The organism is Streptococcus oralis ATCC 49296 (assembly GCF_000185265.1).
Lineage (GTDB): Bacteria > Bacillota > Bacilli > Lactobacillales > Streptococcaceae > Streptococcus > Streptococcus oralis_BC.
Genome location: NZ_GL622183.1, coordinates 551,882 through 573,921, shown reverse-complemented (window position 1 = coordinate 573,921; position 22,040 = coordinate 551,882). Strand labels below are relative to the sequence as shown.

22 protein-coding genes are annotated in these 22,040 nt (G+C 42.0%); 9 read left to right on the top strand and 13 right to left on the bottom strand.

The window, feature by feature from the left end; genetic code table 11:
* The 7 genes from HMPREF8578_RS05055 to HMPREF8578_RS05025 all read right to left on the bottom strand — a co-directional run bounded on the left by HMPREF8578_RS05055 (position 1) and on the right by HMPREF8578_RS05025 (position 8,545).
* Positions 1-456, bottom strand: a complete 456-nt coding sequence (locus tag HMPREF8578_RS05055) for an NUDIX hydrolase (RefSeq protein ID WP_000068464.1) — start codon at positions 454-456, stop codon at positions 1-3.
* Between the two features lie 140 nt (positions 457-596).
* Entirely contained in the window at positions 597-1,718 is a 1,122-nt protein-coding gene (mnmA, locus tag HMPREF8578_RS05050; RefSeq protein WP_001282939.1) for a tRNA 2-thiouridine(34) synthase MnmA, read from the bottom strand.
* A gap of 427 nt (positions 1,719-2,145) precedes the next feature.
* Positions 2,146-3,537: an argininosuccinate lyase gene (gene argH / locus HMPREF8578_RS05045; protein ID WP_000042245.1), complete on the bottom strand. Its 1,392-nt coding sequence runs from the start codon at positions 3,535-3,537 to the stop codon at positions 2,146-2,148.
* Between the two features lie 27 nt (positions 3,538-3,564).
* A complete protein-coding gene (locus HMPREF8578_RS05040; RefSeq protein WP_000031906.1) occupies positions 3,565-4,761 on the bottom strand; it encodes an argininosuccinate synthase in 1,197 nt (398 codons plus the stop codon).
* 15 nt (positions 4,762-4,776) lie between these two features.
* Entirely contained in the window at positions 4,777-5,583 is an 807-nt protein-coding gene (locus HMPREF8578_RS05035) for an ABC transporter substrate-binding protein (RefSeq protein WP_001045242.1), read from the bottom strand.
* Between the two features lie 227 nt (positions 5,584-5,810).
* The gene (locus HMPREF8578_RS05030; RefSeq protein WP_000593111.1) at positions 5,811-6,440 is read right to left on the bottom strand and encodes an ABC transporter ATP-binding protein; all 630 of its coding nucleotides are present in this window, start codon (positions 6,438-6,440) and stop codon (positions 5,811-5,813) included.
* Complete coding sequence (locus HMPREF8578_RS05025) at positions 6,437-8,545, bottom strand: bacteriocin-associated integral membrane family protein (protein WP_000724252.1); 2,109 nt, start codon at positions 8,543-8,545, stop codon at positions 6,437-6,439. Before HMPREF8578_RS05025 ends, HMPREF8578_RS05030 begins: the two co-directional genes overlap by 4 nt.
* 162 nt (positions 8,546-8,707) lie before the next feature.
* On the opposite strand from HMPREF8578_RS05025, the gene HMPREF8578_RS05020 reads away from it, so the two are divergent.
* Positions 8,708-9,574: a helix-turn-helix domain-containing protein gene (locus tag HMPREF8578_RS05020; protein WP_001268189.1), complete on the top strand. Its 867-nt coding sequence runs from the start codon at positions 8,708-8,710 to the stop codon at positions 9,572-9,574.
* A gap of 21 nt (positions 9,575-9,595) precedes the next feature.
* On the opposite strand, the gene apf is transcribed toward HMPREF8578_RS05020, so the two are convergent.
* A complete protein-coding gene (gene apf / locus HMPREF8578_RS05015) occupies positions 9,596-10,231 on the bottom strand; it encodes an aggregation-promoting factor (protein WP_000060315.1) in 636 nt (211 codons plus the stop codon).
* A 241-nt stretch (positions 10,232-10,472) separates the two neighbouring features.
* Between apf and sdaAB the strand changes: the two genes are divergently transcribed.
* From sdaAB to HMPREF8578_RS05000, 3 genes are read left to right on the top strand one after another with little or no spacing between them, the layout of a single operon-like run.
* A complete protein-coding gene (sdaAB, locus tag HMPREF8578_RS05010) occupies positions 10,473-11,144 on the top strand; it encodes an L-serine ammonia-lyase, iron-sulfur-dependent subunit beta (protein ID WP_000555871.1) in 672 nt (223 codons plus the stop codon).
* An 8-nt stretch (positions 11,145-11,152) separates the two neighbouring features.
* Positions 11,153-12,025, top strand: coding sequence for an L-serine ammonia-lyase, iron-sulfur-dependent, subunit alpha (gene sdaAA, locus HMPREF8578_RS05005; RefSeq protein ID WP_000500028.1), 873 nt, complete (start codon positions 11,153-11,155; stop codon positions 12,023-12,025).
* Between the two features lie 27 nt (positions 12,026-12,052).
* Positions 12,053-12,682, top strand: a complete 630-nt coding sequence (locus tag HMPREF8578_RS05000; RefSeq protein ID WP_001139314.1) for an HAD-IA family hydrolase — start codon at positions 12,053-12,055, stop codon at positions 12,680-12,682.
* Positions 12,683-12,770: 88 nt separating this feature from the next.
* Here HMPREF8578_RS05000 and HMPREF8578_RS04995 read toward each other — a convergent pair whose 3' ends face one another.
* From HMPREF8578_RS04995 to HMPREF8578_RS04980, 4 genes are all read right to left on the bottom strand, one after another.
* Positions 12,771-13,169, bottom strand: coding sequence for a DUF805 domain-containing protein (locus HMPREF8578_RS04995; protein WP_000481290.1), 399 nt, complete (start codon positions 13,167-13,169; stop codon positions 12,771-12,773).
* Positions 13,170-13,290: 121 nt separating this feature from the next.
* The gene (locus HMPREF8578_RS04990) at positions 13,291-13,713 is read right to left on the bottom strand and encodes a DUF805 domain-containing protein (RefSeq protein WP_000954376.1); all 423 of its coding nucleotides are present in this window, start codon (positions 13,711-13,713) and stop codon (positions 13,291-13,293) included.
* Between the two features lie 248 nt (positions 13,714-13,961).
* A complete protein-coding gene (locus HMPREF8578_RS04985; protein WP_001035726.1) occupies positions 13,962-15,812 on the bottom strand; it encodes a nucleoside-diphosphate sugar epimerase/dehydratase in 1,851 nt (616 codons plus the stop codon).
* Positions 15,813-15,887: 75 nt separating this feature from the next.
* Positions 15,888-16,718, bottom strand: coding sequence for a glycosyltransferase (locus HMPREF8578_RS04980; protein WP_001114306.1), 831 nt, complete (start codon positions 16,716-16,718; stop codon positions 15,888-15,890).
* 221 nt (positions 16,719-16,939) lie between these two features.
* Here HMPREF8578_RS04980 and HMPREF8578_RS04975 point away from each other — a divergent pair, with 221 nt between their 5' ends.
* From HMPREF8578_RS04975 to HMPREF8578_RS04955, 5 genes are all read left to right on the top strand, one after another.
* Positions 16,940-18,106, top strand: a complete 1,167-nt coding sequence (locus HMPREF8578_RS04975) for a CynX/NimT family MFS transporter (protein ID WP_000744873.1) — start codon at positions 16,940-16,942, stop codon at positions 18,104-18,106.
* A gap of 136 nt (positions 18,107-18,242) precedes the next feature.
* Complete coding sequence (locus tag HMPREF8578_RS04970; RefSeq protein ID WP_000273860.1) at positions 18,243-18,569, top strand: PadR family transcriptional regulator; 327 nt, start codon at positions 18,243-18,245, stop codon at positions 18,567-18,569.
* Positions 18,556-19,149: a DUF1700 domain-containing protein gene (locus tag HMPREF8578_RS04965; protein ID WP_000198642.1), complete on the top strand. Its 594-nt coding sequence runs from the start codon at positions 18,556-18,558 to the stop codon at positions 19,147-19,149. Before HMPREF8578_RS04970 ends, HMPREF8578_RS04965 begins: the two co-directional genes overlap by 14 nt.
* The gene (locus HMPREF8578_RS04960) at positions 19,142-20,071 is read left to right on the top strand and encodes a DUF4097 family beta strand repeat-containing protein (protein ID WP_001229040.1); all 930 of its coding nucleotides are present in this window, start codon (positions 19,142-19,144) and stop codon (positions 20,069-20,071) included. The genes HMPREF8578_RS04965 and HMPREF8578_RS04960 overlap by 8 nt, the downstream gene beginning before the upstream one ends.
* Before the next feature lie 61 nt (positions 20,072-20,132).
* Positions 20,133-21,095, top strand: coding sequence for a DUF6574 domain-containing protein (locus HMPREF8578_RS04955; protein WP_000191331.1), 963 nt, complete (start codon positions 20,133-20,135; stop codon positions 21,093-21,095).
* Positions 21,096-21,157: 62 nt separating this feature from the next.
* Here HMPREF8578_RS04955 and HMPREF8578_RS04950 read toward each other — a convergent pair whose 3' ends face one another.
* Positions 21,158-22,018 carry a DUF4299 family protein gene (locus tag HMPREF8578_RS04950; protein ID WP_001140333.1) on the bottom strand — a complete coding sequence of 287 codons (861 nt, stop codon included), beginning with the start codon at positions 22,016-22,018 and terminating at the stop codon, positions 21,158-21,160.
* Between the last annotated feature and the right edge of the window lie 22 nt (positions 22,019-22,040).

The window sequence follows — 22,040 nt, the reverse complement described above, 5'->3', positions numbered from 1 at the left end:
CTATTCCTCAAGATGAATGTGTCGCAGCTGGCCGTCCCAATCTGGTAGGGCTGCTTTTAAAAATGCTGGAACTAGATTGATACCCTTAAGCTTGTCTAAGTCAATCCACTCACAGGGTTGCGTTTTCTCATCTTCCTGCATGGTCAAAGGTGCATCCTCAAGTAGATCAACCAGATAATGAAACTCGATGTTGTGATAGGAAACACCGTCTTGTTCAAAACGATTTTCAACCACAAAAGCTAGTTTCCCAGCTTGAGCTTTGACGCCCAGTTCTTCCTTCACTTCGCGGACTACCGCGTCCTCCGTTCTTTCATTGACTTGAATCGCACCGCCAATAGTGTAATACTTGCCCTTATCTTTGGTAACTAGGAGCTTGCCATTTTGGAGAATCAAGGCTGTCGCCCGAACACCAAAAACAGTATTTTCCACTTTTGTCCGAAAGTCTGGTTGAGCCATTTTTATCCTTTCCCTTAAACGACACAAAAACAGTCAAAACTCCAAAGAAGTGCAGGACAAAAAAGCCTGCAACATCCATGAGCTTTGACCATCATTTCTATTGCTTTTATTATTGTAGCAAATTGAGAAAATTTGTCAATCTAAATGTACTGACAAACTTGTCCATCTCGATAAGCATTGTCAATCAAACCGCCACCTAGACACTCTTCGCCATCGTAAAAGACAACTGCCTGTCCTGGTGTGATGGCGCGTTGCGGTTCTGCAAAGATGACCTCTGCCTTGTCTCCTTTGACATGGACTGTCACCTTAGAGTCAGGTTGACGATAGCGGAATTTAGCCGTACATTCGAGCGTAAACTCCTCTGGCATCTCACGAGTAAAGTGAACTTGACTGGCTTCTAGGCTGGTTGACATGAGCGAATCATGATAGAAACCTTGGCCAACATAGAGGATATTCTTGCTCAGATCTTTTCCGACAACGAACCAAGGGGCATTGTCACCACCGTGTTGCCCACCGATACCGAGACCGCCACGCTGACCGATTGTATAATACATGAGACCTGCATGCTCACCCATATCGCGTCCATCCACAGTCATCATGCGACCAGGCTGGGCTGGCAGGTAGTTACTGAGAAAGTTTTTAAAGTTCTTTTCTCCGATAAAGCAAATCCCTGTCGAATCTTTCTTCTTGGCAGTCGCAAGACCTGCTTCTTCTGCTAGTTTTCGTACTTCAGGCTTTTCCAAATGCCCCAGTGGGAACATGGTTTTTTGGAGTTGTTCTTGCGAAAGTTGACTGAGGAAATAGGTCTGATCCTTGCCATTGTCCACGCCACGAAGCATATGAACGATGCCATCCTCATCACGCGCTACTCGGGCATAGTGCCCAGTCGCTACATAGTCTGCGCCTAAGGTCATAGCATAATCCAAAAAGGCCTTGAACTTGATTTCCTTGTTACACATAACGTCTGGATTTGGCGTGCGTCCTGCACGGTATTCCGCTAGGAAATACTCAAAAACGCGGTCCCAGTACTCTTTTTCAAAATTGACAGAGTAGTAAGGAATGCCGATCTGGTCTGCCACCGCAGCCACATCCTTGTAATCTTCGGTCGCCGTACAGACGCCGTTTTCATCTGTGTCGTCCCAGTTCTTCATGAAGATACCGATCACATCGTAGCCCTGCTCTTTAAGCAAGAGAGCCGTCACCGACGAATCGACACCACCACTCATCCCAACGACAACACGTGTTTTAGAGTTATCACTCATGGTAAGTCTCCCATCTATTCGTTTGTTCATACCCTTCAAAATTCTATTCATTATGACTTTCAAAAGAATTTCTTTGAGTATCGTCTTTTCGTTTGCTTTTAGGAGTAAAATGGTCTGGGAGACCATTTTAGCCTATCATCTTAAAATGAAAATATGATAGGCAACAAGTCGCGGACATAACTTGAGTTCGCTCAATCAGTCTGGGAGACTGATTGAGGTTATAAATCAGACAAGCTCAGCTTGCATCTCATTGCGAGTTAACGACGTAATAAAAGATAAACGAAATGACTAGTTCACGATTGAAGGTCGTGTGTGCTTCACGATTGAAGGTCGCTTGAGCAGTATTCATTATAACACGCTTGGTTGGAGAAGACAAGAAAGAGGCTGATAAATCATCTCAACCTCTCTTTCTTCCTTTGCAAACGAATCAATTGTCCCCTTTAAGTTCTTTCTTCGCTTGTTCTATCTGGTATTTCACTTGCTCAAAGCCGGTTCCTCCTAAGGAATTCCGTCTCTGAACAGCGGTTTCTGGGCGCAAGTAGATATAAATATCCTCTTCAATCAAGGGATGGTAGACTTGCAACTCCTCCAAATCCCAATCTTGAATATTTTTACCATGCTTGATAGAGTCTAGAACCAATTTCCCTACTATTTCATGCGCTTCTCTAAAAGGGAGGCCTTTTTCAGCCAAATAATCTGCCAGTTCGGTCGCATTCGAAAAATCATTCTCTGTGGATTGCTGCATTTTGGCCTGATTAACCTGCATGCTCGATAGCATACCTGCCAGCACATCCAGAGAATTCAAAATCGTTTCTACTGTATCAAACATGCCTTCCTTGTCCTCTTGCAAATCCTTATTATAAGCCAGAGGCAAAGACTTCATGACGGTCAATAGTCCAAGTAAGTGCCCGTAAACTCGTCCTGTCTTCCCTCGAATCAATTCGGCCATATCAGGATTTTTCTTCTGGGGCATGATAGATGAACCCGTTGAAAAGCTATCAGACAAGCTAATGTACTGATACTCAAAACTGCACCAATTGATGATTTCCTCACAAAAACGACTCATATGCATCATCAAAATACTGGCGTTTGACAGAAATTCTAAGATAAAATCACGGTCACTCACTGCGTCCAAGGAATTGGTATAGGGTTGTTGGAAGCCCAATAAATCACTCGATAATTGACGATTGATTGGAAAAGTTGTCCCCGCCAAGGCAGCCGCACCCAGTGGAGATAGGTCCGTATGTTTCAAGTTAAATGCAAAGCGTTCGCTGTCCCTTTGAAACATATTGTAATAAGCCATGAGATGGTGGGCAAAACTAATCGGTTGGGCGTGCTGCAAATGAGTATAGCCTGGCATGATGGTTTCCACATGTTTTTCAGCCAAACCCAGCAAAACACTGTTCAGATTCGCCAACTTATCCAAGACATGGCCAAGCTGCTCCTTTAGATATAAGTGCATATCCGTTGCGACTTGGTCATTCCGAGAACGAGCTGTGTGTAGTTTCCCAGCCAGAGGACCGATTTTCTCCGTCAGCAACACTTCCATATTCATATGAATATCTTCATTTGCAATATCAAAATGAAGCTCTCCCGCCTCTAAATCTCGCAACAAAGCTTTCAGACCATCTTGGATCTGCTCTGCCTCTTCCAAGCTCAAAATGCCAGTCTGTCCTAGCATTTGAACATGAGCTAGGGAACCCATCAAATCAAATTTTGCCAGCTGGTGGTCAAAGGAAATACTCGCACCGAACTGTTCTACCCACTCTTCCACAGTGCCTTCAAATCGACCACCCCATAATTTTGTATTTTTCGACATATCCTGTCGTCCCTTTCTATCGCGTCACTACTCAACATTTTTCTGAACTTCTGAATAAACCTTAGTCGGAAGCCCCCAAAGCTTGATAAAACCAACAGCCGCATCTTGGTCAAAAGTATCCGCACTAGTATAAGTCGCCAAATTTTCATCGTAAAGAGAATTTGGAGATTGCCGCGCCACTACCTGGGCGTTTCCCTTGTAAAGTTTAACTTTTGCAGTTCCATTGACAACTTTCTGTGTCTCCTTGATATAGGCAATCAAAGCCTGAGTTGCTGGGCTAAACCACAAGGCATTATAGATGAGATTGGACAACTCATTTTCGATAATAGGTTTGAAATGAGCCACTTCTCTCACAAGAGTCAAGTCCTCAATCTCCTTATGAGCCGCCAATAAAGTCACAGCACCTGGGCACTCATAAATCTCTCTTGACTTAATACCGACTAGGCGATTTTCCACATGGTCAATACGACCGACACCGTGTTTGCCCGCAATTTCATTGAGCTTTTGAATCAAAGCAGCCACTTTCATCTTCTCTCCATTGAGGGAGATAGGCACCCCGCAGCTAAACTCAATGTCAATAAATTCTGGACTGTCTGGTGCCTCTTCTGGAGAAGATGTGATTCCAAATGCTTCTTCTGGTGCTTGGTTCCAAGGGTTTTCCAAAACACCACATTCATTTGCACGTCCCCAAAGATTTTGATCGACAGAGTAAGGATTGTCAAGGTCAGCAGGAACTGGGACGCCATTTTCTTTGGCATATTGGATTTCTTCTTCACGAGACCATTTCCACTCACGAACAGGCGCAACTACCTTTAGATTGGGATCCAAAGCTGCAATAGAGACTTCAAACCGAACTTGGTCGTTTCCCTTACCTGTACAACCATGGGCAATTGTGGTTGCCCCCGTCTGATGAGCTATTTCAACGAGTTTTTTTGAAATAAGAGGGCGACTCAGAGCAGATACCAAGGGATACTTCTGTTCGTAGTAAGCATGTGCCTGAAGAGCCACTAAAACATAGTCATTAGCAAATTCTTCCTTAACATCAATGACATAAGACTCTACAGCCCCAACCTTGAGAGCTTTATCGTGGATGAACTCCAAATCTTTTCCTTCACCCACATCCATACAAACAGCGATCACATCATAGTCTTTTTTTAACCATGTAATAGCAACTGATGTATCCAATCCACCTGAATAGGCTAAAATGACTTTTTCCTTACTCATTTCTCTTCCTTCTTTCTATTTTTCGATAGAGGCTTTAAAAGCATCGTCAATCAATTTGTCCAACTCCCCAGAATCCTTCAACTTCTGGATGGTTTTGTCAACCGCCTCTTTTAATTCTTTACTATCTTTTTTCATCGCAACAGCGTAGGAATCTTCTTTGTCATTGTCAAAATCAAACTCAGCGATGGCTAGGTCTGGATTATTCTCTACAAATCCTTTCGCCACTGGTTCCTCAAAGATAACCGCATCCAGTTGCCCTGACTTCAAATCTGTTATCAAATTTCCATTTTTAGGAAGTGAAACGAGAGAAGAATCCTGCAAGGTTTCTTTGGCCAGAGTTTCCTGGATAGAACCTTTCTGCGCTCCAACCTTTTTCTGAGCCAAATCCTTGACTGATTGGTAATTCGTTAATTCAGATTTTCTTACGATAACCTTATTTTTCGAAGTGTAGTAGGGAATTGAAAAATCGTAAACTTGACTTCTCTCCTCCGTTTTAGAAACACCTGATATGGCAAGATCGGCCTTGCCTGAATCAAGACTAGCCAGTACATTGTCAAAACTCATTGGAGAGAACTCCACTTCTACACCTAGTTCCTTTGCGATGGCTTTGGCTAGTTCAACATCTGAACCTACAATCTGATTTTTCCCATCGACCAATTTCTGGTATTCAAATGGAGCAAACTCTGGATTTAGGGCCACCACCAATTTTCCTTTAGCCTTAATGGCTTCAACACCTTGGGATTGAGTGTTACTACAAGCAAATAATAAGGGAAACATAAGCAAACCAAACATCGTTATTAACACCTTCTTCACTTTATTCATAGAAGAGCCTCCTTTTATTTTTATACTTTATAATTGTATAAATAATACTCTTCTCATTCTCGTTTGTCAAGAAAAAACTGTATTTTATTTCATTTAAATCAAGAAAAAGCTTATTATATGATATATTTTTACACATAATAAGCTTATTTATACTATTTGAGTTTTAAAAATACAATTGTCCAATTACAGGTAAGATGAAGAGATCAATGAACTCTCCACATTCTCTTTCACAATTCAATGACTCGATGGCACTGTTCGGCCACATAGGCATCGTGGGTAACGATAATGACCGTTTTACCTTCCTTGTTCATATCTAAGAGAAAGTTCAAAACCAAATCTCGATTTTCAGGATCTAGAGAACCGGTTGGTTCATCTGCTAAAAGGAGCTGGCTGGGTTTTAAAATGGCTCTAGCAACTGCGATTCGCTGCTGTTCTCCTCCAGATAACTCTGAAACCTTTTGATGTAGAATTAATGGCAACCCCACTCTCTCTAAAATTTCTTCTATCTTTTTGACTTTGTCCTTCTTGGATAATTTTACATACTTTAGAGCGAGCATGAGATTATACTCTACCGTTTCATTATCAATCAGAGCAAAGTTTTGAAACAGATAGGAGATATGTTCGCGGATAATCGCTTGCGACTTAACAGAATTGACAGGTACATTTTGCTGACCGAAAATTTCATAATGTCCACTGTAATCGCCATCTATCAAACCCAAAAGATTTAACAAGGTTGACTTGCCACTGCCACTTTTCCCAACAATGGCAACTAAATCTCCTTGGTTAATTTTTAGAGATAAGTTCTCCAAAATAACTTTTTTCCCAATGGTTTTCGTAACATTTTCCAACTTTATCATAAGTGATCCCCTTTCAATAACTGCACTACATTTCGTTTTTCCATCTTAGAGCCCAAGAAAAGCACAAACAGAATATCTAAGCCTGTAAATCCTGCGAAAAGCAAGAGTGGGAAAAGTGCCTGTGTAAAGAATAGCAGGGCTACAAAAGGAAGGCTATAGACAGCTAATAGAAGACCCAGCAAGGAACGATACCGATCTATCAATTTCCAGCCCATAAACTTCTTGGTAATAATATCTGTTCGCTTCAATAAGAAAGTTGTTACTAGTAAGAAGTAGGAAATCATCATACTAAGAAGACCAACCAAAGCAAAGAGTATGTTGAAATTCCGAACAGCATCTCGATAAGAATCTACTTTCTCTTGTTGAATGGCTTGAATAGATGAAAATTTTAAATAATTCCCATCTGATAATTTCTCAACTAACGCTGTCACCTCTTTTTGATGTTGAGCTGTATTTTCGATTTTAATGGGATTATTTAAACCTGTTGTTGACAGGGAAGCTTTTTCATCCCACATCATATCAGAATCATTGACCAAGCTAATAATTGGATTGTAGAGATTTTCCTTTCGCTTCTCGTTATAAGGGAAAAATGACCAATCTCCTTCATAATAGGCAATCTCGACATCCACCTCCTCTATCCTTCGTTTTTGCTGCTCTTCATACTTCATTGATTGATAGGTAATCAACTTCCCCAAGAGCTGGTTTTTCTCTTCTTCACCTTTCGTACTTGCTGGCATCAAAATAACTTTTTTAGTGCCGGTATCGGGTAACTTGAATCCCTTGCTCTTTAGAAAATTGCGATTGGCATAGTAAACATCCACCATATCGGTTAACTGATATTGCTGAATCTGTTCTGATTTGACAAAATTTTTTACAGGAAGACTGCTACTTTGCACATAGCCCGCCTGCGTTTTTTCTACCAAATCCTGATAAAATCGATAGAAATAATCCACTGCTTGCCCTGAGCCTGCCAACTGCTCTTGCCACAGGTTATCATTGAGTTGGAAAGTTTCCAAGGTCAGATAATTTCCTTGACTGATCCACTGTTTCTGGTAATCCAACTCTTTGTTTTCTTGCTCCAAACTTTTCCCCACCCCAACTAGCAAGACTGTCAGTAAAATGGTGGTTCCAATTTTCATCAAATAATTAAAGAGTAGACCAAATTTGAAAGATGAAAAACCTTTCAGCAGAGAGCCGATTGTCATTTTTTGGATTAAGAGGTAAGTCAACCAACTGATAAAGAGATAAAGCTGCAAAAGCAAAAAATGAGACAACCACAGCATAGGGAACAAATCTTTCGGCTTATAATCAAGCAAGAAAAACACCCCTAGATTGATCACAAGCGCCCCACCTAGGAGGAGGTAGAGGTTGCCTTTCACAACATCAGCTAAAACAGCCCGATCTTGAAAACCAAGTAATTTTTGTACCCCAACTCTTTTCATCTCCATCATCGGCTGATACACTGTTACTAAGACAAGAAGCAAAATAGCCAAGACAAAAATAATAGCAGATAAGAGCAAATCTCGATTTAAGACTTGCACTGCACTTTTATAGTTTGGCTCTAGCAAGGTAGCCTGGTCTATATTGAAAAAATCGCTCCATTTCTGTACAATCCTATCCTTGTCCATCTTTTGTGTAGAAGTTATCGTATAGCGACCATTTAAACTACGAGATGTATCCTTGATATAGGTTTGAAAAGTCATAAGCTGAATAGGTTTGGCTTTTAGAAAGGTCGGAATCGTACCAAGTTTATTGGAAATTTCTTTATTACTGTAAACTCCCTCACCATCTGTGGTAAAATCAAGGGAAGAAAGTCCAAACTCTTGGTAGGGGAAGGTATCTTTATCAAAAACACCAGACTTGATCACCTCATCACCACTGTCTGTTTTGATGATGGAGACTTTGTACTCCTTTGATACATCCTCAAAAAATCGAAGAACAGATTCTGCAGGTTCATTGACATCTTTCAAGTATACATCCAAAGAACTCGCTGTCTTTCCCATTTCCTGAATCCGAACCACTTCTCGTGTGTAGTTTACATTAAAAACAAAAAAAGTAGTACAGAGAAGCAGGAGTAACATACAGAAATTACTGATTTTTTTCATAAAGATACCTCCTTAGTACTTTATCATCTTAGTCGTAGAATTTATTCCCTTTTTTCACAAATTTATTTTAGATTTCTTTTTTACTTTTTATACTACTATGATACAATATTTTTAATCAATTTCTATTTTTTGTTAACTTTTTTCACAAATAAGGAGGAAAGCATGCGCTACGATTTTGGAAATGTTTATAAAGAAATCCGTGAGTCAAAAGGACTGACCCAAGAAGAGGTCTGTGGGGATGTTCTCTCAAGAACCAGTCTATCAAAAATCGAAAGCGGGAAAACAACTCCTAAATATGAAAATATGGAGTTTCTTCTTCGGCAAGTCAATATGACCTTTGAAGAGTTTGACTATATTTGCCATCTCTACCACCCAAGTGAACGATCAACTATCATGCAGACTTTTCTAAAAATGGCTTCTATTAGTGGTACGAGCGACTTAAGTAAATTACTCAAAAAATGCCAACATTATCTAAAAACACACCATGATTTCCCCATCCAGCAGTTACAAGATATGCTCGAAATCGTTATCTACATTCGTGAAAATGGAATAGAAAAATTGTCAAGTAAGGTTGACAACATTGTAAACAGACTATGGGATAAGATTGAGAAACAAGATACTTGGTATGAGAGCGACCTCAAAGTTCTTAATACCATTCTCTTTGCTTTTCCTATGGAGTATATTCATCAGATTACCGAAAAAATTCTCGAACGACTAGAGGTTTATAAACACTACAGTCCTGTCTTTCGGCTTCGTATGATGTTGCTTCTGAATCTCTCAACTCTTTATCTTTACAATGGTGATAAGTTGCTTTGCAAACAGCTTTGCTACACTCTCTTAGAGGATGCAAAAGCAAGCAAACAGTATGATACACTTGCGTTTTCCTATATTCGTATCGGCATTTGTGCTAATGATACTCAGTTGATACAGAATGGACTCTCCTTAGCTAAACTAGTAGAAGATGAACACTTACTAACAGAGCTAGAGCGAGAAGTTAACATCTTTGTAAACAAAAAAGAAAGCCATTGAGACTTCCTTTTCTATATCATCTTAATACCAACCGTTGTTAAGCCAGAAGTTCTTGGCAGCTGTCCATGAACCGTAACGTCCTGCAACGTAAGCATCTGCTACACGTTCTTGGTTTTCAGCTGAGTAGTCACCGTTCAAGTATGAATCTGTCAATTGGTAACGTCCGATGTAACGTCCGTTTGTAGCAGTGTAGCTACCACCTGATTCTTTTTGAGCGATCCATTCTTTGGCTTCTGCTTCAGAACCACTTACAGTAGAAGTTGCTGCAGTGTTGCTTTCTGCTGCTGGAGCTGCTGGTGTAGCTGGCGCTTCATAGGTTGTTGTTTCAGTTACTTCTTCTGCAGTTTCTTCCGTAGCTGCTGGTGCTTCATAAGTTGTTGTTGAAGCTACAGCGGTTGCAGTTGCTGTCGATGGAGCTGTTCCTTCGATAACCAAAACTTGGTCAACATAGATAAGGTGAATATCTTTGATGTTATTTTTTGCTGCCAATTTTTCAACCGTTGTGTTGTACTTCTCAGCGATTTCTGAAAGAGTATCACCTGATTTAACTGTGTAAGTTACAGATTCTTGCGCAGATGCAAGTGATGGAGCAAAGAAAGCAAGCAAAGCTGCTACTCCTGCGATAGTTGTTTTAATTTTTTTAGTTGTTAATGACATATCTAAAAATTCTCCTTCCATTGGATATATCTATGATACCTTTTAAATGTTACCGTTGTTTAACGGTTTTATGTAGAAATATTACAAAAATGTTTTATATTTACCGTTTTATGGAGGTTTTTGTCACAAAAGACCTTATTTTATACTATCTTTAATCATTTTAAGCTTTTGATAAGGGAAATAAGCGCAGAGGTCCATTCTTTGATATAATAGATATAAGAATCTTTGTAAGGGGAAACAGATGCACTCACTTCGTTTTCAATCTGTCTTTGATATTATCGGACCAGTCATGATTGGCCCATCAAGTAGCCATACTGCTGGTGCTGTTCGTATCGGGAAAATCGTCTCTTCCATCTTTGACGATACGCCGACAGAGGTAGAATTCCAATTATTTAACTCATTTGCCAAAACCTACCGTGGTCATGGAACTGACCTTGCTCTCGTCGCTGGTATTTTAGGTATGGATACGGATGATCCCAACATTCCAAATAGCCTCGAGATTGCCCATAAACGGGGCATCAAGATTGTCTGGACCATTCAGAAAGACAGCAATGCTCCTCACCCTAACACCACTAAAATCACTGTAAAGAATGACCATAAGTCCATTAGTGTGACAGGGATTTCCATCGGTGGGGGAAATATCCAAGTTACGGAACTCAATGGTTTTGCCGTCTCTCTCAACATGAATACCCCGACCATTATCATCGTGCATCAGGATGTTCCGGGTATGATTGCCCATGTCACAGAAGCCCTCTCTCGTTTTGATATCAATATCGCTCAGATGAATGTGACTCGAGAAAAAGCTGGAGAAAAAGCCATTATGATTATCGAAGTCGATAGTCGAAGTTGCGAAGAGGCGATTGAAGAAATCCGAAAAATCCCTCATCTCCACAATGTCAATTTCTTTAAGTAGGAGGAAACATGTTTTATTCTATCAAAGAATTGGTTGAGCAAGCAGATCTAGACTTCCAAGGAAATGTCGCCGAACTCATGATTGCGACAGAATATCAACTAACCGGTCGAGAACGGCCAGAAGTTCTCCTTCTCATGGAACGCAATCTAGAAGTCATGAAAGCCTCTGTCGAGCTCGGTCTCAGTGAAAATAAATCCCGTAGTGGCCTAACGGGTGGAGACGCGGCCAAACTAGACCGCCATCTCAAAAGTGGCAAGGCCTTGTCGGACTTTACCATCCTATCAGCAGCTCGTAATGCCATCGCAGTTAATGAACACAATGCGAAGATGGGCTTGGTCTGCGCCACTCCAACCGCAGGAAGTGCCGGCTGTCTGCCAGCCGTTCTCACTGCTGCTATCCAAAAATTAGACCTTAGCCACGAAGAACAGCTGGATTTCCTCTTTGCTGCTGGTGCCTTTGGATTGGTTATCGCAAACAACGCCTCTATCTCAGGTGCTGAAGGTGGCTGCCAGGCCGAGGTTGGCTCTGCCTCTGCCATGAGTGCCGCAGCCTTAACCTTAGCTGCAGGTGGAAGCCCCTATCAGGCTAGTCAAGCCATCGCCTTTATCATTAAAAATATGCTGGGCCTCATCTGCGACCCCGTCGCTGGTTTGGTCGAAGTTCCCTGTGTTAAGCGAAATGCCATGGGAGCCAGCTTTGCCTTTATCGCGGCTGATATGGCCTTGGCAGGTATCGAATCTAAAATCCCTGTCGATGAAGTTATCGATGCCATGTACCAAGTCGGATCGAGCCTCCCAACTGCCTTTCGTGAAACAGCTGAGGGTGGACTTGCCGCTACACCTACTGGTCGTCGCCTACAAAAAGAAATCTTCGGAGAATAAGCTTATCTATATCTATTAGGAGAAACTATGCCCTCTATCTCAGCAATCTTTTTTGATCTAGACGGAACCCTGGTTGACAGCTCCATTGGGATCCACAATGCCTTCACCTATACCTTTGAACAACTAGGAGTTCCAAGCCCTGATGCCAAAACCATTCGTGGTTTCATGGGCCCGCCACTTGAAAGTAGTTTTGCAACATGTCTTCCCAAGGAAAAAATCTCGGAGGCCGTCCAGATATACCGCTCTTACTACAAGGAAAAAGGGATCCACGAAGCCCAACTCTTCCCCCGAATAACGGAATTGCTTCAAGAACTTTCACAAAACTACCCTCTCTACATCACTACAACAAAGAATACTCCTACTGCTCATGATATGACTAAAAATCTGGGAATCCATCATTTCTTTGATGGCATTTACGGTTCTAGTCCTGAAACGCCACACAAGGCGGATGTCATCCGTTACGCCTTGCATATGCATCAACTGCCTGCAGACCAAGTCCTCATCATCGGGGATACTAAGTTTGATATGATCGGGGCCCAAGAAACTGGCATTAAAAAGTTTGCTGTTACTTGGGGATTTGGAGAAGAGGCTGATTTGCTCAGCTATCAACCTGACTGGATCGCCCATACCATTGATGATATCATTAGCCAGCTCTAACCATACAAAAATACTCCTAACACTAGTAAACTAGGTTGAGGAGTATTTTTTTATATCTTGTTACTATCAGAAGGAATCAACTCCATGCTTAAGCAGTAATTTGATCCTGTTCTTCAGTATCTGCATCTTCATCCTTCTTACTTGGCCAAGCAAGCATCACAATAAGAGCAATCGCTCCAACGATAGGAACCAAACCAATGAAGATAAAGGCCCAGTGGAAACCAGCATCCCGTAAGCGACGTACCGTCAAAGCAATACCAGGCAAAATGAGAATAACTGCTAAAAAGAGGTAAAAACCACTCATGGCTTGTAAGCTACGGAGTGCCTCCAAGTTATACGGACGAGTTGACACTACAGCATGATATTTCGTATAAGCAGGAAGACAGATTAATAAGTTCGTAAAATAAATCCACCAGTACTCCGAACGAGTCGAACGACCAGTAAAGTTTACATAACCCTTCCAAAAGTTCTTATAAGCATTAAACATATAATAATCTCCTTTATTTTTATTTGTATAGTTTACCATAAAGTAGAATGATTGACAAGTTCTGAAGGGATCATTTGCTGTGAAGCGCGACTCAGCCGCTTTAAAATAAAGTAGAAATATCTTAATATTTTCGTACTATTTCTTCAAACTGAGAGTCTTCAGTGTTCTCTTTATTTGTTTCACTATTCTCTATCACTTTTTCTCCAAATCGTTGACTTGGCATAGCGAGCATAACGAGCAGTGTTATTGCACCCAAAGGAACAAATACAATAAAAATATAGGCCCAATGGATACCCACATCTCGTAAGCGACGTACTATCAGTGCTAGTAGAGGAACAAACTCTATTATAAACAAAATAATACACATACTGAAGACAGCAATATTCCTGATGGCTTTATCAGATTCTACTCCAGTAAAAAGTGAGTAGTAGGCGGGCAAGAAAATCACCATATTTAGTAGCCAAACCCACCAAAATTCTGGACGTGTGGAACGACCAGAAAAATTCGCGTAGCCTTTGAAAAAACTCCTAATAGCAGTCAGCATACAATAATCTCCTTTTGATTTTAATACTTATTTTGCAAAGTTATGTTACCAGCTTAAAAAAGAGGTAGTTTTTAGAGTGTCTGAAATCACTCTCCTGATAGATCACATAACATCGTCCCTTGAATAGTTGCGCTTATTAATCCTTTGAAAGAGACGATGTTTTCTACTCTCTATTTATAAAAACCAGCTTTCTGATTTCCTCAGAAAACTGGCGATAGTTGTTTCATTATGAAGGTAGTTGGACACTCTTACTCAGCATGGGTTGTTTCATTTGCAAAGGAAATAATGGCTTCTTTGAGCTCATCTCCACTGAGTGAACGGAACTCTTCAATCTTTTGATCAATAGCTTCTAGCGGCATGACATTTACCTTACCAACGAAAATCTTGTCCATGACTTGGTTATCAACCAATTCGGTCGAAACCAAGAGTTCTTCATAGAGTTTTTCGCCTGGGCGAATACCGACCTCAATGATTGGAATTTCACTTTCCGTGTGCCCACTTAGAAGAACCATTTTCTTAGCCAAGTCATAGATCTTAACTGGTTTGCCCATATCGAGGATAAAGACTTCTCCGTCCTTGGCATAAGCGCCAGCATGGATTACTAGACGGCTAGCCTCTGGAATGGTCATGAAGTAACGTGTCATACGGAAGTCTGTCACCGTTACAGGGCCGCCTTCAGCAATCTGACGTTCAAAGACAGGAATCACGCTACCACGACTACCCAGAACATTTCCAAAACGGACTGCACAGTAGGTTGATTTGCTGCGTTGGTTAAAGCCAGTGACAATCAATTCTGCCACGCGCTTGGTTGCACCCATAACATTCGGTGGATTGACCGCCTTGTCAGTCGAAATCATGACCATCTTAGGTACTTTGGCTTCATCAACAGCCTTGGCAACATTGTAGGTACCGAGGATATTGTTCTTGAAGGCTTCTTTTGGATTGCGCTCCATCATCGGAACGTGCTTGTGGGCTGCAGCATGATAAACAATGGCTGGTTTGTACTGCTCAAACACCTGCAAGAGACGGTCATAGTCCTGAATATCTGCAATAACAGGAACATAATCAATCCCTTGGAATGTACGGATTAATTCATGATAAACGAGATAGATTGAGTTTTCACCATGTCCAAGCAAAATGATACGCTCGGGATTGAAGCGGCTAACCTGACGACAAATCTCCGAACCAATCGAACCACCTGCCCCTGTTACCAAGATGGTCTTGCCTGTAATCTCAGTACCCAGACGCGATTCGTCAAGACGAATCTCCTGACGGCCCAAAAGGTCTGTGATATCAATTTTCTGGAAACCACTACCTGGTTGATGGAGTCCTTGAACGACTGTCTCAACCTTAGGCATCTTGTAACATTTGACGCCTAGTTTATTACACATCTGCAAGATGCGTTCGTACTCTGATGGGTCAAGTGAAGGGATCGCCACGATAACACGCTCGATTTGGTGACGTTTGGCCAATTCAGGTAGATTATCATAAGAGCCCAGAACTGGGATCCCACCTAGTTTTTGTCCCTTTTTCTTTTCATCGTTATCCAAAATCCCCACTAGCTCAAGGTCGCTAGTTGGATGTTGGTAACTGTTCATAAAGAGGGCGCCACCATCACCAGCACCAATCAAGAAGGTACGACGATGTTCACCATCTCCACTACCTTGCTTGCGCTTAGAATAAATCAGCTGCCAAGTGATACGAGGAAGCAAGATGAGGAAAGTACTCAACAAAATGAAGAGTACGATGAAACGGATAGAAAACAATGGAAGAAAGGCATAGCAGATCCCATAAGAAAGAACACTGCTGAGCATCACTCCGAAAAAGATTTTCATGAAATCCGTAATCTTGCTATAACGACTGATACTAGCATTTAGCCCCCAAAACGCAATCATGATTTGATAGAGGAGGAAAGCTAAAAGAGTGTAGATCACGTAATCCACAGGCGCAGGATTTATAAGGCCATAAAACAAGATATAAGATACGATGATGGAAACCACCATACTCAAAATATCGAATATCCCCCAAAACACTTGTTTTTGCTGTTTATTTAAAATTTCAACCAGATCAATCACATAATCTGTTAGTTTTTTATTCATAGGAATTTACTCCCCCTTAAAAGAGTCAGATGATACTGTTGTTATGATAGCCTAAATCATTCAGTCTATCGGGGCTTACTTTCTCTTTCTTAAAAGTTTGACGAAGATAAACTGACGTACAAAGCCTGGACAAAGTGCAACAATTGCCTGAATGGCTACACTTTTAGCATATTCCATGTAAGAAATTTGCCCTCGCTCAAGCATCCGTTGGCGAGCTTGACGATAGAGTTTAAGGTAACGCAAGCCACCTCGACGCTCAAACATCCCTGCACCGACACGAACCTTACACAAGATTTGATCTAGGTTCCCAGTCTTGGCACCTGCAGCAATCATATTGAGCCAAAGAAGGTCATCCTCCATGTAAAGGCCATCTTCATAGTTGCCCGCCTTGAGGACCATGCCCTTTTTGAACATGACTGTCATATGGTTAAAGGCGCTTCTCATTCTCTGATAAGCCACAATGTCTGCGTGCTGAGTTGGAACACGACGATAAGACACAATCTCATCTGGATTATCAATGAACTCTGCGATATGCCCGCCTAAGAGATCGAGATCTTCTTTCTCCATTAGCTGAAGCTGTTTCTCAAAACGATCCGGAACGGCTAAATCATCCGTATCCATGCGAGCAATAATGTCATACTGGCACTGTAAAACACCGTATCGAAGAGCCAAGCCTAAACCTTGGTTTTGTTCTAAGGGGCACCGTTTAACTGGAATGTCTGACTGAGCTTCCACTTCATCTAGCACCTGATAGAGTTCGGGTGTGAGCGGCCCATCCTCAACAAGAACAAGTTCGCTCGGTTTCAAGGTCTGGTTTTGAACACTTTTGATAGCATCTCTTAAAAACGTCGGATTTTCCTTTACATAGACCGACATCAAGACGCTGATTTTTTGCTTTTCAGGCACAGTTTTTCTCCAATGTATAGATTTCCTTCCACTATTTTATCACAAATTCTCCTAGTTTCCTATTTTTATATCAAATCAAGGAAAATTCTAGTAAAGAAATCTGTCCCTTTTCACTTTATTTTCACTTCCATTGATTGATCTGTCTTGGCTGTCATTACTTGACATTATAAGGAAAAAACCTTAAAATAAGCTGTTATTAAAATCATCCTATCGAGGTTTTCATGAAAAAACAATCGCTCTTTTTTGTTCTAGGAATTGTCTTAATCGGGACCGTTTTACGCTCTCCTTTTACTGCTCTTCCAACCATTTTAGGAGACATTGCTCAGGGGCTAGGAGTCGAGGTCAGTTCTCTTGGGATTTTAACCAGTCTCCCTCTCTTGATGTTCGCCCTTCTCTCTGCTTTTACGAGTCGCTTGGCGCAAAAAATTGGGCTAGAGCATCTCTTTACTTACTGTCTTCTTCTCTTAACTATTGGCTCTGTCATTCGTATCTTCAACCTTCCCCTTCTCTATCTAGGGACCTTGATTGTCGGAGCGAGCATTGCTATTTTTAATGTTCTTCTCCCAAGTATGATTCAGGCAAATCAGCCTCAAAAGATTAGTTTCCTAACAACTCTCTATGTCACTTCTATGGGGATTTCCACAGCTATTGCTTCTTATCTATCTGTCCCTATCACCCAAGCTAGTTCTTGGAAGGGCTTGATCCTCGTTCTCAGCCTTCTCTGCTTGGTCACTCTGCTAGTCTGGTTGCCAAATCATCGCTACAACCACCACCTAGAAGGCCAGCAAGAAAAGAAATCGAAAGAAAATATTCTAAAAAGCAAATCTGTCTGGGCCATCATTGTCTTTGGTGGTCTTCAGTCCTTGCTCTTTTATACAAGCATGACCTGGTTGCCAACTATGGCTATTAGTGCTGGTCTTTCTAATAGTGATGCGGCTCTTCTGGCTTCTATCTTCTCGCTGATCAGCATTCCTTTTTCCATGACCGTTCCAAGTCTGACGACTCGTCTGTCAGATGGTCATCGTCGAGTCATGCTGGCAATTATCTCTATCGCTGGTATGATAGGAATTGCCATGCTCTTGTATCCAACCAATAATTTCCTCTACTGGTTAGTCGTTCATCTCTTGATTGGAACGGCCTGCAGTGCCCTCTTCCCCTACCTCATGGTTTGCTTTTCTCTTAAAACCAGTTCTCCTGAAAAGACCGCTCAGCTATCAGGACTAGCGCAAACAGGGGGCTACATCTTAGCTGCTTTTGGACCTGCCTTGTTTGGTTATAGTTTTGAACTTTTCCAATCTTGGATCCCAGCTGTCCTTACCCTTCTAGCTATCGATATCATCATGACCATCTCACTCTTTATGGTGGATCGGGCTGATAAAATCCTCTAAACTTCTAGTTTATACTAGGAGTTTTTTTATATGTAAAATTTTTACACATATTTCTTGACAGGGCTTTCAACTTGAGATACAATATATTTGAAAAGAGTATATATAAAATTTTTATATAATATAAAGGAGGTTTCCCATGTACTTCCCAACATCCTCTGCCTTGATCGAGTTTCTCATCTTGGCTGTACTGGAGCAGGGGGATTCTTATGGTTATGAGATTAGTCAAACCATTAAGCTCATCGCCAATATCAAAGAATCTACGCTCTATCCCATTCTCAAAAAATTGGAAGCCAGTGGCTTTCTGACCACCTACTCTAGAGAGTTTCAGGGGCGTATGCGCAAATACTACTCCTTGACCAATCGGGGCGTAGAGCAGCTCGTTACTCTAAAGGAAGAGTGGACGCTCTATACCGACACCGTCAACGGCATCATAGAAGGGAGTATCCGCCATGACAAGAACTGACTATCTGACTCAGTTAGAAACCTATCTCCATAAACTGCCTGAAGCTGACCGCATCGAAGCTATGGACTACTTTAAGGAACTATTTGACGATGCAGGCCCAGAGGGCGAAGAGGAACTCATTGCCAGTCTGGGAACTCCAAAAGAAGCTGCCCATGATATCCTCTCTGATCTTCTCGATAAAAAAGTCAATGAAGCCCCTGCTCAAAAGAATGACCGTCAACTGATACACATTGCCCTACTTGCCTTACTAGCAGCCCCTATCGGAATTCCTGTTGGAATTGCAATTATCTTAACCATTATCGGGCTTTTTATCGCAGCCGTCTCCGTCATTTTAGCCTTCTTTACCGTCTCTGTGACGGGTATCCTGCTAGGTGGACTCTTTATCGTAGAGAGCTTTAGCGTCCTAGTCGAAGCCAAATCTGCCTTTATCTTGATTTTTGGGGCCGGTTTGCTTTCTATCGGTGCTTCTTCTCTTGTTCTACTGGGTATCTCCTATGTAGCTCGTTTCTTTGGCCTCCTAATCGTCCGCTTGGCACAATGGATTCTTAAAAAAGGAAAGAGAGGTGACAGACATGCGTAAATTGACAAAAGGATTTCTCATCTTTGGTGTGGTTTCTACAATCCTCGGTTTTATCATGATCATTGTAGGCGCGCAGTCCAATGGTATTCAAAGTTTACTTGCCATGTCAAAAGACCCCGTCTATGACAATCGTATCGAAGAAGTGACCTTTGGAAATGAAGTGGAAAAACTTGATTTGACCCTTGAAGAGCACAGCCTAACCATCACAGAGTCTGTAGATGACAAGATCCATATCACCTATCATCCTTCGGTGTCTGGTCGTCACGATCTGACTACTGGCATGAGTGACAAAACACTGACCGTCACTGACAAACAAGCCTCCCAACATCGCTTTCTAGGTTCAGGAATCGAAGGCCTACTTCGTATTGCCAGCAGTTATTCTCACCGTTTTGACGAAGTCATTCTCTCCCTCCCTAAAGGAAGAAGACTGCAAGCTATCACCGTCTCAGCCAATCGTGGACAAACCAATATTCGTCAAGCCAATCTTGAAAATGCGACAATCAAAACAAAAGGCTATCTCTTAAGACTAACTGAAAGTTCTATCAAGAACAGCACACTAACGACACCTCATATCATCAATATCTTTGATGCCGAATTGACAGATAGTCAGGTCAAGACGGAGGGAGCACACATCTATGCTGAAAATATCCAAGTTCACGGCAAGGTCGAGCTAGAGGCTCATTCAACTCTAAACCTCATTCTCTCCCAGAAAGAGACCGACCGTATCAATCTAGATATTTCTTCTCAGCATGGCGGTATCTATCGTAAACCCAAAGAAGAACATCGTGGACAAAAAGAGAATGAACTTGCCAACCCTTATAAAACGGAAAGAGCAGATATCAAGGACCTGCTCATTGCAAAAGCCAACCAGGATATCTACCTACCTAAAGAAGAGTACTCTTCTCCATCTAGAAACCATTGACAAAAACGCTTTTATCTGCTAGGCTAAAGATAGAAAACGACCATAAAAAGGAGGTTCCACCATGACACAAGAATGGTTTGAAAGTGCCGATCTTGAGAAGAAATCACCTCAGACAAAATCAGAAATCCAGCCCAACGAGCCTGAGACTTCAGAAACTGTGGAGACCGAACTACAAGTAAGCCAAGAAACATCTGTCTCACCTAAAGAGTCGGAAACGCATGAGGAGGAAACTCCCGAAATGACTGAGGAAACCCAAACCGAGGAAGAGGGAGAAGGGAAAACTGAAGAGGAACACAAGCAAGAAAACCCTGCAAAAGAGAAAAGTATCCTCAGCAAGGCTTTAGAAAGCCCCTATATCCCAGATATTGACCCTCGTAAAACAGCCAGATTCAAAGAAGAAATCGCACTGTTTTGGACTTGGCTGCTGGATGCTATCCAAGAACCAACTGCCAGCAAGAATACGGACCAAAAGCATCGTTACAGTGTCTTTGCCCTGCTCACCTTGCTGTCGTCAATCAACCTTTTCTTTAGTATCTATCATATCAAGCACCTCTACTACGGCTATATGGCCTCTATTGCCAATAGTTTACCTAACCAGCTCCCTCCTTTAAATCTCTTTGCTGGACTCTCCATCTTGGTCGCTAGCGCTCTATTTTACTTTTCTATCATTTTGGGAGGCTTTACTGTCCGACGTGTACTGGACCAGGAGAGCGATTTCACATTCCAAGAAGCTTGCGATCGTTACAGCCGACTCTTTGCTATCCCACTTGTCCTAACGGCTCTAGCAAGTTTCTTTGCACTCTTTGGTGGCTTACGATTTGCTGGTATCCTCACTCTTCTAAGCCTGGCCATCATTGCCCTTGGAAATCTCTTTGTGATTAGCAAGCCAAGTAAGACTAGTAGCCTTGACCCATTTTATCGATTCTTGCTAGCTGTCTTACTTGATGGCGCTATTCTCTTCCCCTTCTTCATTGCAGAGCTCGCGCTGACAGTAGACTACCTTCGCATCCTGACCTTCTTTTAACCAAAATCCCTGCCATTTGTTAATGACAGGGATTTTTATGATTACTCTTTTTCGAACTGTGCCTACTCGATGGCTGCCAATCCTTCAAAGTCTTGTCCTAGGATGGCTTGTACTTCTAATTGATTGGCATCTAATTGCTGGTAAAATGCTTTTGGTAGTGACTCTAGGAATCTTGCATAGCCCAAGCGAGCGATGGATTCGTAGTCTTCTGCTTTGGACCCATCACCAGAAATCGTCACTAGGTCAATCTCCCAAACAAGCTCCTTGCCTGCCAGCTGCTCGGTATAAGGAGCTGGTACAAAGGGTTCCTTTGGCAAAATCGTCTTGACTCCCTGGGCTAGGTGATAGATACCGTGCACCCTACCTTGAGCATCCGGGTAAAATTTTACACTGGCAAGGTAGGCATCAGAGCCTTGAACCTTCTTGACCAGCTCTTCAAAACGTGCCAATCCATTCTCAGCCAAAAAGCTCTCGAGGTATTCCTTGTTGAGATAGATAGGGGACAAGAGCCCTTGGCAGTATACTAGACGAGTCGCTTTATCAGCTAGATAATGCTGGATCGTTTCTCGGAAATAAGCTTCAAAGTCAAACCCTTCTAGCCCTTCTACCACATGCCCCAACTTGCTCGATAGGGCTTTGAGGAGAGTCTCTACAATCTCCCAGTCCGCTCTGGTAAGGAAGTCTGGAATCACCACTTGATAGCCTTTTCGACTATCCGCATAGTTCACTTTGAAGAGAAATTGCGACTGACCTACAATCCCACACTCCATGTATTCGAGACGATTGAGGGGCTGACGGAGATAGACTGCATCATAACTATGCGACTCCAAGCCCTCCACCAAGGCCAAGATGGACTTGGCAGTCAAGACCTCCTGTTGTCCTAGAATGCTTTCTTTATTTGGGATAAAAAATGTTTTCGCCATAACTTGCCTCCTTTGAAATCGT

Excerpts from the sequence above, each read along its gene's own strand:
- HMPREF8578_RS04960 (WP_001229040.1), top strand. The coding sequence starts at position 19,142 with ATGCGTAAATTGACAAAAGGATTTCTCATCTTTGGTGTGGTTTCTACA.
- HMPREF8578_RS05020 (WP_001268189.1), top strand. The coding sequence starts at position 8,708 with ATGCGCTACGATTTTGGAAATGTTTATAAAGAAATCCGTGAGTCAAAA.
- argH (WP_000042245.1), bottom strand. The coding sequence starts at position 3,537 with ATGTCGAAAAATACAAAATTATGGGGTGGTCGATTTGAAGGCACTGTG.
- HMPREF8578_RS05055 (WP_000068464.1), bottom strand. The coding sequence starts at position 456 with ATGGCTCAACCAGACTTTCGGACAAAAGTGGAAAATACTGTTTTTGGT.
- sdaAA (WP_000500028.1), top strand. The coding sequence starts at position 11,153 with ATGTTTTATTCTATCAAAGAATTGGTTGAGCAAGCAGATCTAGACTTC.
- HMPREF8578_RS05025 (WP_000724252.1), bottom strand. The coding sequence starts at position 8,545 with ATGAAAAAAATCAGTAATTTCTGTATGTTACTCCTGCTTCTCTGTACT.
- HMPREF8578_RS04990 (WP_000954376.1), bottom strand. The coding sequence starts at position 13,713 with ATGCTGACTGCTATTAGGAGTTTTTTCAAAGGCTACGCGAATTTTTCT.
- HMPREF8578_RS04975 (WP_000744873.1), top strand. The coding sequence starts at position 16,940 with ATGAAAAAACAATCGCTCTTTTTTGTTCTAGGAATTGTCTTAATCGGG.
- sdaAB (WP_000555871.1), top strand. The coding sequence starts at position 10,473 with ATGCACTCACTTCGTTTTCAATCTGTCTTTGATATTATCGGACCAGTC.
- HMPREF8578_RS04950 (WP_001140333.1), bottom strand. The coding sequence starts at position 22,018 with ATGGCGAAAACATTTTTTATCCCAAATAAAGAAAGCATTCTAGGACAA.
- HMPREF8578_RS05040 (WP_000031906.1), bottom strand. The coding sequence starts at position 4,761 with ATGAGTAAGGAAAAAGTCATTTTAGCCTATTCAGGTGGATTGGATACA.
- HMPREF8578_RS04970 (WP_000273860.1), top strand. The coding sequence starts at position 18,243 with ATGTACTTCCCAACATCCTCTGCCTTGATCGAGTTTCTCATCTTGGCT.
- mnmA (WP_001282939.1), bottom strand. The coding sequence starts at position 1,718 with ATGAGTGATAACTCTAAAACACGTGTTGTCGTTGGGATGAGTGGTGGT.
- HMPREF8578_RS04955 (WP_000191331.1), top strand. The coding sequence starts at position 20,133 with ATGACACAAGAATGGTTTGAAAGTGCCGATCTTGAGAAGAAATCACCT.
- HMPREF8578_RS04995 (WP_000481290.1), bottom strand. The coding sequence starts at position 13,169 with ATGTTTAATGCTTATAAGAACTTTTGGAAGGGTTATGTAAACTTTACT.
- HMPREF8578_RS05035 (WP_001045242.1), bottom strand. The coding sequence starts at position 5,583 with ATGAATAAAGTGAAGAAGGTGTTAATAACGATGTTTGGTTTGCTTATG.
- HMPREF8578_RS05000 (WP_001139314.1), top strand. The coding sequence starts at position 12,053 with ATGCCCTCTATCTCAGCAATCTTTTTTGATCTAGACGGAACCCTGGTT.
- HMPREF8578_RS04965 (WP_000198642.1), top strand. The coding sequence starts at position 18,556 with ATGACAAGAACTGACTATCTGACTCAGTTAGAAACCTATCTCCATAAA.
- apf (WP_000060315.1), bottom strand. The coding sequence starts at position 10,231 with ATGTCATTAACAACTAAAAAAATTAAAACAACTATCGCAGGAGTAGCA.
- HMPREF8578_RS05030 (WP_000593111.1), bottom strand. The coding sequence starts at position 6,440 with ATGATAAAGTTGGAAAATGTTACGAAAACCATTGGGAAAAAAGTTATT.
- HMPREF8578_RS04985 (WP_001035726.1), bottom strand. The coding sequence starts at position 15,812 with ATGAATAAAAAACTAACAGATTATGTGATTGATCTGGTTGAAATTTTA.